Here is an 11,428-nt window from a genome sequence, read left to right on the forward strand (position 1 = left end):
GCCGCGCCGCACGGTTGGGCAGCGGCGCTCCGCAGGCGGTGCAAAAGGTGGCCCCCGCCCGGAGGTGCTGTTGGCAGCGCGGGCAGCGTTCGGCGTCGAAGCTCATTGCCCGCCGCGTCCTTCCTGGCCGGCTCCCTGCTGGGCGGCTCCCTGTTGGCTGGCTCCTTGCCGGTCCGGCGCACCGGCACTGCCGGAAGCACGACGGCGGCGGGCGGCAATGAAGCCGGACACCGCCGGCAGCACCAGCCGGCCGCCGCGCAGGCTGGTGCCCTTGCCGGAGTTCATGGCGGTCCGGGCGTCGGCAAGCAGCGAGCGCGGCGAGAACCGTGCCTGCTGACGGCGCCAGAACCCCATGCCCGAGGTCATCTCCTTGAGGGAACCGTCAACGAGGGTCCAGTACTCGCGGACGTCCTCCTCGGTGGGTTCCCCAGCACCGAAGATCGACGCGTCGGCCCGGCGCGCCAGCAGGGTGGTGGTCCCCTGGGCCGCCGGGAAGGCATCGGCCAGGACCGCTGCGCTCTCGCGCCGCGTCGAGCGGGTGTCGACGGCGGCCCCCAGGTCGGTGGCCAGGCTCACCACCTCGTTCCAGCCTCCGCCCACACGCTGGGCGGGGTGGCCGTCGCGGAAACGCGACTTCCGCCGTCGTGCCTTCAACAACGCGATCAGCAACAGCGGCAGGGCCAGGACCACCAGCGGAATGGCGGCGACTCCAAGCGCGCCCAGGAGTGCGCCCCAGAACAGCCAGGGGTTGTTCTTCTTCTGGTCCGCGTCCAGGGCGTCCGGTGAGGAGTCCGGCGGCAGATCCGCGGGCTCCTGCGGCGGGGGCGGCGGCTGCAGCACCTGCGGCTTGGGCTTGGACTTATTCTCGGGATCCGGCGGGATGGGGATGTTGTCCTTGGGCGGGGTGGGATCGAAACTGACCCAGCCCACCCGCTCAAACGCGACCTCCACCCAGGCGTGGACGTCCTGCCCGGTGATCTTCACCTCGCCTGCGCCGTTTTCCGGGCTGGTGGGCTCCGGGTAGAAACCCATCACCACGCGGGACGGGATGCCCAGGTGCCGGAGCATCAGGGACATGGCGACCGCGTACTGTTCATCGTCACCGAGCATCTGCTTGGCCGTCAGCAGGTTGCGGATCCGGGCGGCACCGTGGCCGGAGACGCTGGGCAGCTGCCCCTCGCTCACCAGGCCGTTGCTGAAGGCCCCCGTCTTTTGGAAGTGCGCCTCGATCTGGCGCACCCGGTCGATGGCGGTGGGAGCGTCGGCGGACAGGTCATTGGCCTGGGAACCCACCACCGGCGGAACTTCCAGCGGGTCGGGAAGGGAGACCTTGGCGAAGTCGTACTGCGTCAGCTGCCCGTGCTCGAGCTTTACGGGGTCGGACACCTGCACCCTGTACGAGTCGCCGCGGGTCAGGCCGTTGGTGGTGACGGCGGTGTCCGTTCCGGCGTTGAAGTAGAGGCCGGCAGCCGCGGCGGTGCCGGCCTGGTCAAAGCTGATGCCCGTGGTTTTCCGGCCGCCGGGGACGAAGAAGCCCTGGTAATCCTCCACGGTGATGCTGATCGAGTAATCCTTCGTGGGCACCACCCCGAATGTGTCTGCGAGGGTGTTGATGGACTTGGCGTCGCCCACCTTGCTGAAGTTGCCGGAGCCGTTGGGGTCCATGTTGTAGTTGGTGCCGTTGAAGGCGTCCAGGGCTCCAAGGCGCACCCGGCCGTCACGCGGAAGCCCGTTGACCACGAACAGGGTGTCGTCCTTCTTGTCCTTGACGTAGGTCCGGAAACTGGCCAGGGGCGTGATGTAGTCCTTGGGATCGAACGGCGGGACCACCACGTTGCGGAGGACCTTGCGGTCCCCGCCGGCACTGACCAGGGGTGCGGCCACCGCGGTGATTCCCACGCTCAGGGCGATCACTCCCGCGGCCATGCCCAGTCGGCGGACCCGGGCCCGGCGTGCGGTGGCGCTGTCCGTCTGCGGATTGTTCACCGCCACCCTGCGCGTGCTGTTGCGGCGCAGGGCGTCCCTGCGGAAAGTTGCCCACGCGATGCCGAGCACGGTCAGTCCGATGCCGCGTTCCAGGGTCAGGAAGGCGGCGTTGGTGCTGAAGGCGATGCCCGTGACGAACAGGACCAGTACCGGGAGAAGGGGCAGGTAGGGGCTCTTTGCCCGCCAGGTCAGGAGCGCGGCCACAAGTGCCGTGACCAGGGAACTCAGGAAGGGGACGATGAGCACGCCGCCGGCGGTTCCCACCGGCACGCCCACCGTGAGCATGTCCTTCCAGGCGAAGACGACGCCCAGGAGCAGGGTCCGCAGCGAATCCAGGGTGGGGACGAATCCGGCGATGGCGGAGTCCGGCACGGCCAGCCAGGTCCCGAACACCAGGTAGCCGGCAAGGGCCAGGGCGGTGGTGATCAGCAGCCCCAGGCGCAGGTGGGCGTTGGCCGCGCCGATGGCCAGGCCCAGGATGATACCGCCGAACCCGGACAGGAGGTAGTAGGGGTCACCGCCGAAGCTCAGGCCGAAGCCGAGCAGGCCCAGGCCCAGCAGGACCACCAGGGCTCCGGAGTCGAGCAGGAAATGCCAGGTGGGCTGGCCATTGGCGAAGGCTGAGTCCGGGTTGGCGGCCTTGCGGCGGATACGGGTTTGCGGGGACCGCGTGTGTGGGGGTCGCGTGTACGGGGGCTGGCCCGGTGCGGCGCTCATGCGGCAGCCTTTCTCAGCACGATGGCAAGGTCGGCCAGGTCGCCGAGCGTCAGGACAGTGAGGTCTGCGATGTTGGCCCTGGTGGGCGGCGCGCCGGCTTCCACCCGTACCGCCAGGCTGCGGACGCCGGGCGGGACGGACGCGGCGGCGGTACGAAGCTGGGTTGCGGTCACATTGCTGCCCACCACGAAGAACACCACGGAGGCGTTGGGCACGGTGTCGGCCAGGGTCCTGGCGAGGTCGACGGCGGTGCGGCGCATCGGGGTGCCGACGATCCGGGTCATGTCATCGAGCATGGTGCGGCCGGTTTCGCAGCGCAGCGGCCCCTTTTGCGTGAGCACATCGAGTTCGCGCTGTTCACGGATTGCCTGCCGGCCAATGGAGGCAGCCACGGAGACAGCCATCTCGAATTCGTTCTCGGAGCCATATTCGTCCGTGTTGACGGACAGCGAAATGGCGAGGTGGGCGCGGCGGGTTTCCTCGAATTGGCGCACCATCAGTTTGTTGGTGCGGGCCGTGGTCTTCCAGTGGATGTGCCTGCGGTCATCGCCCGGCACGTAGTCCCGCAGGGCGTGGAAGGAGACGTCCGCGCTGGAGAGGTCCGTGGTGGGCATACCTTCAAGGTCACGGATGAAGCCTGCGGCAGAGCCAGCCAAGGCAACAGTGCGCGGGTGGACAAAGAGGTCCTCGGGCCCGGTCCAGAGGACCTGGCGGCGCAGCAGGTGCAGCGGGTCGGCCCGGACGGAACGGACCGGTCCCACCACGATCACGGCTCGCCTGGCGGTGGGGATGGTGAACAGGTCCTCGTGGATCTGGCCGGGCTTCATCCGCGGCAGATGGAAGACGGCCGTGGTGCTGCCCACCGGGAGTTCCAGCGCGGCCGGCAGCAACGGACGGGCGGAGGTGTTGGAGACGGCGATGCTGCCCACAGCGCTGTCCCCCACCGCCACCCGCGTGCGGGCGAGGTCCAGGACCACCCCGTAGGAGGACCGGCCGAGGATGAAGGCAACGGCGATCACGAACATCACGAAGGCGGCGATGGACGCGGCCGTGGCTTCCTGCCAGCCGAATGCCTGGCCGGTGGTCCACAGCAGGATGGCGGCAGCCAGCACGGACCAGCCCAGGATGCTGACAACGGACAGCACGGGCCACGCGTACTTCAGCCAGTTGTCCCGGACGGCCCGCCAGGCGGGCGCGAGGGCGAGCAGGGCGGTGCTGCTGGCTTCGGACCATACCGCTGCAGGATGCAGCCGGGCGGGGCGGCCGTTCCGGTGGAAGGGCTGCTGGAGACGCTCTGCGAGCCGGGTCAACCGGCTGCCGCTGGACGTGCCGTCGGACATAAGGGTGTGCCTTCGTTGTTGCGCGGGGATGGCGGTGGTTGGGGCTGCGGCCTGGGACTGCGGGCCGGGCGGTTCAGGCGTTGGTGCGCTGCTGCGGGGCGGCGACGTCGGCCAGGATCCTGGTGAGCACGGCTTCGGCGGTGGCGCCGGAGAACTCCGCTTCGGGGTCCATGACGAACCGGTGGGTCCACACCACGGGTGCCAGTTCCTTGATGTCATCCGGCAGCACGAAGTTCCGTCCCTGCGCGGCGGCCCAGACCTTGGCCGCGCGGACCATGGCCAGGGCGCCGCGGACGGAGACGCCGAGCCGGGTCTCCGGGGCGCTGCGCGTCTCCTCGCACAGCCGGGAGATGTACTCAAGCACGGCGGTGTCAACGTGCGCCGTTGCGGCGAGATCGGCCATGTCCGCGACGGCCTGGGTGGTGATCACGGCGGACAGATCCTTGGACCGGTCCTTCAGGTTGTTTCCGCCCAGGAGCCGGACGGTGGAGGCGTGGTCCGGGTATCCAATGGAGGTCTTGATCAGGAACCGGTCCAACTGGGCCTCGGGCAGGCGGTACGTACCTGCCTGCTCGATCGGGTTCTGGGTGGCCATGACCATGAAAGGGCGGCCTGCCTGGTACGTGACGCCGTCCACGGTAACCCGGGATTCCTCCATGACCTCCAGCAGCGCCGACTGGGTCTTCGGCGACGCACGGTTGATCTCGTCGGCCAGGACAATGTTGTTGAAGATCGGGCCCTTGTGGAACTCGAACTTCTGCGTCTTCTGGTCGTAGATCGTCACACCGGTCACGTCGGAGGGAAGCAAGTCCGGGGTGAACTGAATGCGGTTGTTGGAGCCCTGCACCGTGGCGGCGAGGGCCCGGGCAAGGGAAGTCTTACCCGTCCCGGGTGCGTCCTCGAACAGGACGTGTCCCTCGGCCAGCATGGCAGTGAAGGTCAGCCGGATGACGTGTTCCTTGCCCAGCACCGCCTGCCCCACGTTGGCAACCAGCTTTTCGAATGTGTCGGCAAACCACTCGGCCTGCTCGATGGTCATGGTCATGAAGGGGTCCTTTTCGAAGGTAGTAGAGGCGTTCCGGGTGGATTAGCGCTTGGGCATCCCGGCAGGCGGGTTCCCGGGATGGTTGGTTGTGTCGCTTCGGACGTAGTTCCCGGCGGCAGCGCCACTGGTGAGGTGGTACCAAATGCCTGAGGGGTTCTCGTTCGTCTTGTACCAGACCACGTAGAAGTCCGAATTGGCGGGCTGGTTCGCCGGCATCCATTTGCCGCCGCCCACGCAATCGGACGGATTGCCGGCACGGAAGCTGTCGGTTCCGTAGCCCGGTTCCGTGCAGCTTCGAACCGGGGTCGCCGTGATACTCCAGGACGTTGGTACCGGGGGCGGCGGCTCCGCGCCGCTGCGGGAGGTGTCGCTGCCAATCCGGCCCGGCTGCCCGGCACTGATGGCACGCACCTCAAGCTTGTGGGTTTCGCTGTAGCCAACACTCTTCGAGAAGCTCCGCTGCTGGGTGTCCTGCCACGGACCGTTGTCCAGGCTGTACTGGTACCCAGTCACCGCCCGGCCGTTGCCGCTTGGCTGGTTCCACGTCCACGACACCGTCTTGTCGCCAACACCGCTGCTGCTGCTGCCGGTGACTGTCGGAGCAAAAGCGAGGCCGTAAGGGTTGACGGCGTTGGAAGGTGTGCTTGCGTCGCCGGCGGTAGTGCTGCGGGACGATACAGCCCACACCACGACTGATGTCTGGGTACCGTTGGGCGCCGCAACCACGCCGCCGCCGGCAGGGATGCTGCCCGAGCCATCTCCTGACGTGAGGCTGTAACGGTAGGTGATCTCAGTGGGCGCTGAGCCGTTCCGCTGGGCGTCCGTCAAAACCGGGAACCGCACGTCGATCTTGCCGCCGTTGGCGTTGGTATCCACCAGGGTTGCGCTTGGCTGTCCAACGGTTCCAGGTTTACCCACCGCCCGGGTTGCAGCCGACGGTGCACTGGTTGCGCTCGTACCAGCCTTGTTCGTGGCTGACACCGTGAAGGTGTAGCTCGACTCGGAGTTGTCCACCGTCACGTTCTGCGAGGTGGCCGCAACCTGCTGGCTGGCGACCGGCGCCCCGCCGCGCAGCGTAGTGAGCGTGTACGACGACACGGCATCACCGTTGTTGTTGGGCGCGGTCCACACCACACGCAACTGGCTCTGCGAACCCACCGGGGTTGCCTGGGCCACGCTGGGCGCGGCAGGAGTCGCGGGGACGCCGGCCGGTACTTCCGCCGCCGAATACGGGCTCCACTCGGACGGGTCCTTGGCGTCGTTACGGGCCAGGACCCGGACCTTGTAGGAGACGCCGTTCTGGAGGCCCTTCCAGACGTAACTGACGGCCGTCAGTCCCTGGATCTGGGCGTTCTGGCCGGCGGGCGCCGGGGAGATCTCGAGGTCGTAGGACTTCACCGGGGAGCCCTTGCTGGCCGGAGCGGTCCAGTTGACGGCCAGTTGCTTGTCGCCGAACTTCAGCGACGGCGCCAGCGGAGTATCCGGCTTCACGTCAGGCCGGATGTCGGCAGACGCCGGCGACCGGTCCGACTCACCGAACTCGTTGGTGGCCGTCACCTGGAAGTGGTACGTGGTGTTGTTGGTCAGGCCGTTCAACGTGCAGGTGTTGGCGGGGCAGTCCTGCCGGAAGCCGCCCTCCCCGTACACCGTGTATTTGGTGATGGGCGAGCCGCGGTCTGCCGGTGCGGACCAATTGAGCAAAGCGGTTTGATCACCCACACTTTGTGCCTGCGGCGTGGTGGGTGCTGCAGGTTCGTCCTTGACGGTCAGCCGTAGCCGTGCTGTCGCGTGGCGGGAGGGATCACCTGTCTTGTCCTCCACCGTGTAGGCCACCACCATGGTCCCGGTGAAGCCGGGAGCAGGCGTAACCGTTACCGAGTCGCCGTTGACGCCCACATTGCCGCTGCCCGTTTCGGTGTTGGCCGCAATGATCTTCAGCGGTGTTTCCGGGAACGGGTTGGCGTCGTTTGCCAATACGTTGATGGTCAGAGGCTTGCCGGCGGCGGCGTTGGGTTCCAGGTCGTCGTTGGCCACCGGCTTGGGCCGGTTCGAGGCGGTCACCGTGAGCTGGTAGGTGGCGGTGGCTTCGAGGCCGCGGGGGTCTGTGGCCTTGACCTGCACGGCGGTCCTGGTTCCGGTGGCCGTGGAATCCGCCGCGGAAACCTTCAGGGTCTTGCCTTCGATCCGTGCGCTGAAGCCGCCGGGCGGGTCGCCCACCAGTTGGTACTTCATTTTCCCGACGTCGTCCTGGTCGGGATCCGAGGTCAGCTTGCCCAGGTCAGTACTTGCCGAGTCACCTTTGGGAACGTCCACGGCGGCGCCCAGCAGCTCAGGCGCGTTGTTCTTGTTGGGGTCCGGGAGCACCTTGGTGCGGATGCTGAGTGTGGACTTCAGGCCGGCGGGATCGTCCGGGCCGGTGCCGTCGGTCACCTCGAACGTCAGCGATCCCGGCCCCACGTAGCCGGCACCTGCCGTGTATTTCAGGCCGGCGCCGTCGCGCGTGACCGGGTCGCCGCCGTCGGCACCAATGAGCTTGATCCGGTCCACCTGGGTGAGCCGCGGCGACCTGCCTTCCCGCACCTCGACCCACTCTTTCAGGTCGACGTCGACGGACTGGCCAGCCACCACTTCAAGGACCTCGTCCTTGGCGAGGGTGGGAACCTGCTGCCCCAGGCCAGGCACCCAGATGATGGCGGTGGACTGCTGGCCGTCCACGTCTTCCACAGTGTAGGGGATGAGCTGGGGCTGTTCGGCCAGGTCAACCAGCATGTTCCCGTTGCCGCCGGGCCGCGCCGTGGGGGTTTCGGTGCTGATCTTCAGGTTCTCGCCCACGCCGTCCGGGTCCTCGTCGTTCTTGAGGACGGGAACATCCACGGCCGTCTTTCCCATGGCCTGCGCTGACGTCACCCTGTCGTCGCGGGCAACCGGCGCCTTGAGGGGCACGTCATTGTCCACCACCAGGCGGATGGTGGCCTGGGCGGCGGCGTCCCGGTCGTCGACGACGGTGTAGCGGACGTTGACGGTTCCGGCCTCGTTGGGGGCCAGGAGGATGACGCGGCCGCTGTTCCTGCTGACGGTGGCCTGCAGTGCAGGGTCGGCCTCGATGCCGTCGGTGAGGATCCGGATGCGGTCGCCGTCGGGATCGGTATCGTTGGCGGTCGCGTCGACGGCGATCTGCCGGCCGGGACGCACCCGGACCTCGTCATCCACCGGGGTGGGCTTCTGGTTGGTCTCGCCGCGCGGTGCGATGCCCACCGTCACGGTGCCCGTGTTGATGGCACCCTGGCGGTCCACCACTTTGTAGCGGAACGTGTCCGTACCGGTACCATCCCCAGCGGCGGTGAAGTCGATGAAGTTGCTGCCCACCGTGGCCGTTCCCATCGCAGGGGTGCTGTCGATGCCGGTCAGCTGCACGGAGTCGCCGTCGGGATCGATGCCGTCGAGGGGCACGGGAATCCGGACGGTGCCGGCGGCCACCACCCGGGCGGTCAGGTTGCGCGGCTGGGGCCGGGAATTCTCCGCGCCCTCCAGCGGAAGAATGTGGATGGTGACGGCGGCCGCGCTTTTCTGGCCCTGTGGATCCACCGCGTTGTAGATGGCGCGCACGGTCTTGGGCTGGGCGCCTGCGATGAAGCGGAGCGTGTTCTCGGAGACGAAGCTCTTGCCGTCGGCAGGATCCACGGCCTGCGGCAGGACGGGGTCCACGGTCAGTTCCTGCCCCTGGGGATGGGTGTCGTTGTCCAGGACCGGGATGGTGACAACGTCGTTGACGCGGACATTGACTTCGTCGGGTTTGGGCTGCGGGGCTTCCACCACCGCCGGGGCGGGGACGGGGACCACGGATACGCTGCCGGTGGCCGACTTCCTGCCGTTGGACATGGTGTATTCGAACAGGATGGGGTCCTTGGTCCCCAGGATGTCGCTGATCCGCAGGACGCTGTGGTTGATCACGCTGACGGATACGGTGGCGTTGTCAGGGAGTTTGACGGACTGGAGTACCAGGACGCCGCCGGAGGGGTCGGAGTCGTTGGCCAGGGGGTCCAGCAGGACGCTTCCGCCGGTGGGCATCAGGGCCACGTCATGCACTGCCACGGGATCCCCGCCGTCGTTGCCGGATTCGACGTCCACGCGGATGAGGCCCTGGCTACTCTGCGGCCCGTTGCTGGCAATGTACGTCAGGTAGACCGGCCCGGGGGTGGTGCTGCGGAAGGTAAAGGTTCCACCGTCGGTAACCGGGCCGAGTTCGGCGGGGCCGTTGGCTTCCACCTGGGCCAGGCGGAGGGCGCCTCCGTTGGGATCGACGTCGTTCTTCAGCGGGGAGATGACCAGGTCCTGGCCCACGACGGCGGTGACGTGGTCGGCGTTGACCACGGGCGCCAGGGCGCCGGGCGGCTGCACGTTGACCACCACCTTGCCGGTGACGGTCGCACGGCCGTCCCAGATGGTGACCTGGACGTTTTTCTTGCCGGCGGTTGCGCCGGAGTCCTGGAAGGTGAGCAGGCCGTCGCGCCGGACCTTGACCTGGTCCTGGTCGTTGTCGGCTTTCGCGTCCAGCAGGACCAGGTCGTCGCCGTCGGGGTCGATCCAGTCGGTGAGGATGTTCTGGCTGACGGCCTTGCCCTGTTCCACCAGCATGGTGGTGTCTTCGCCGCGCTTGAACTTTGGCGGTTTGTTTTCGTCAGGTCCCACCACGCTGAGCGTGACCTGGCCGGTGGCGGACAGGCCGCGGCCGTCGGAGGCGCTGTAGTTGAAGGTCTCAGTGCCGGGTTTGGCCTCGGCCGGGACGGTGACCTGGAACGCCGTGCCGCCGTAGATGCTTTCCAGGCTGCCGGACTTGGGTCCGGAGTCCCCCACCGCTGCGGTGAGCACGTCGCCGTCGGGGTCCGAGTCGTTGTCCAGGACGCTGAGGATGGTGGTGCGGCCGGGGCGGACCCCGACGGCGTCGGGCTTGGTTTCCGGCGGCCGGTTGGGCTTGGTCCGGTCCGGGAGGATGTTGATGGTGTTGTTGTCCGCCGATTCCTGGTCCTGGTCATCGGATTGGTTTTTAGGTGGGATGACGTCGTCCCAGTTGTTGACCAGCTGCATGTTCTGGTTCACCAGCCACACGTTCCCGGAGTTCACATCGTTGAGGACCACCAGGTCCCGGTTCACCCGGAAAACATACGACGGCGACGCACTCGCCTTGGGTACGTCCACCTTCTTATCGTCCCCGTCATTGACGCAATCCCGGACGTACTTGTTCGCCCCGGACCATGCCGCGTGCACACACCCACCCAACTGCACCGGGGCAGCCGGAACACCCTCGCCGTCGAACGAAACCGTCTTCGCGGTGGAACCGTCAAGGGGCTGCTTCAACAACGCCTTCCGCGTGGCCACGGCAACAACATCACTGCCCGGCCCGGCCTGCTGCAGCTTCGCATCCCGCGCGTTCTCCAGCGCCAACCGCTTGCCGCCCGGAAGGAACAGGTTTCCCGCCGCGGGGTCCAGGACCACCGGCCGGTCCCCCACTACGGTCATCTGCAGATCCCCGGCGCCCTTCAGCCCGTCCCACGTCTCGGACTCCGAGGACGCCACCGCACCGTTCGCATCCACCCCGGTCACGGACACCACACCGGTCTTCGGGTCCGCCGAATAGATCCGGTCATCGGAGCCCACCGCCGAGACAATGCCGGCAGAACCCACCAGCACCGGTTCCGAGGCTTCCTTGTCAAAACCATTCACGGTGGACGGCGACACCGCCCACACCTTTCCCGACGCAGGGTCAGTCACCGAAATGGTGCGCGCACCAAAACTCACATCAGCGGCGCCGGGCAACTGCTTATCCCCACCCAAACGCATATTCGCCGGAGACACCTGGTTCAACGTCGAACCAGTCTCATCATCAACAAACACCTCACCGGCATGCTGCAACACATCGAACGTGGTGGACGCCGGCGTCACCGCACCATCCAAAACCCGCGACGGATAATTCAACCGGCCCACCGCGTTCTTCGACTTGGACACCACCCACACGCCACCGTCGTTCAACTCCACCTCGGTGGTCTTAAACCCCGGATACAACACAGCACCCGTCACCACTACAGCCACCACAGCACCAAACGCAGTACCGGACGCGAGTTTCCTGCGTCGCCTATCCAGCCCAAGCTTCCCCAGCAGAGTTGTCACAGCGTTATTTTTCCCTCAGATTGTGTAGCCGTAAGGCAGCCGTTGCAGAGACCGCTGCAAGGCTCTCTTTTCCCCGGCGCAAGCCTACCGAGTGGCGGAGACTGCCGCGATGGGGAGAACTTCCCGCGTACCCGGATGCTGGGCTCCCCGGATCCCATCCCGTTCCCGTCACCAC

General features: G+C 67.2%; 4 protein-coding genes and 1 pseudogene. All 5 read right to left on the reverse strand.

The window, feature by feature from the left end; all coding sequences use genetic code 11:
• Window positions 1-25: 25 nt before the first annotated feature.
• A pseudogene (locus Q9R31_RS20190) lies at window positions 26-106 on the reverse strand (zinc-ribbon domain-containing protein); the annotation flags it as partial.
• Entirely contained in the window at window positions 103-2,703 is a 2,601-nt protein-coding gene (locus tag Q9R31_RS12955) for a transglutaminase-like domain-containing protein (RefSeq protein WP_311263132.1), read from the reverse strand. The gene Q9R31_RS12955 and the pseudogene Q9R31_RS20190, both read right to left, overlap by 4 nt.
• Entirely contained in the window at window positions 2,700-4,043 is a 1,344-nt protein-coding gene (locus Q9R31_RS12960) for a DUF58 domain-containing protein (protein ID WP_311263133.1), read from the reverse strand. Before Q9R31_RS12960 ends, Q9R31_RS12955 begins: the two co-directional genes overlap by 4 nt.
• A gap of 73 nt (window positions 4,044-4,116) precedes the next feature.
• On the reverse strand, window positions 4,117-5,088 hold the full coding sequence (locus tag Q9R31_RS12965; protein WP_311263134.1) for a MoxR family ATPase: 972 nt from the start codon (window positions 5,086-5,088) through the stop codon (window positions 4,117-4,119).
• A gap of 42 nt (window positions 5,089-5,130) precedes the next feature.
• The gene (locus tag Q9R31_RS12970) at window positions 5,131-11,253 is read right to left on the reverse strand and encodes an Ig-like domain-containing protein (RefSeq protein ID WP_311263135.1); all 6,123 of its coding nucleotides are present in this window, start codon (window positions 11,251-11,253) and stop codon (window positions 5,131-5,133) included.
• Window positions 11,254-11,428: the final 175 nt, after the last annotated feature.

Origin of the sequence: Pseudarthrobacter sp. BRE9 (assembly GCF_031844305.1) — a bacterium.
In the GTDB taxonomy this organism is placed as follows: domain Bacteria; phylum Actinomycetota; class Actinomycetes; order Actinomycetales; family Micrococcaceae; genus Arthrobacter.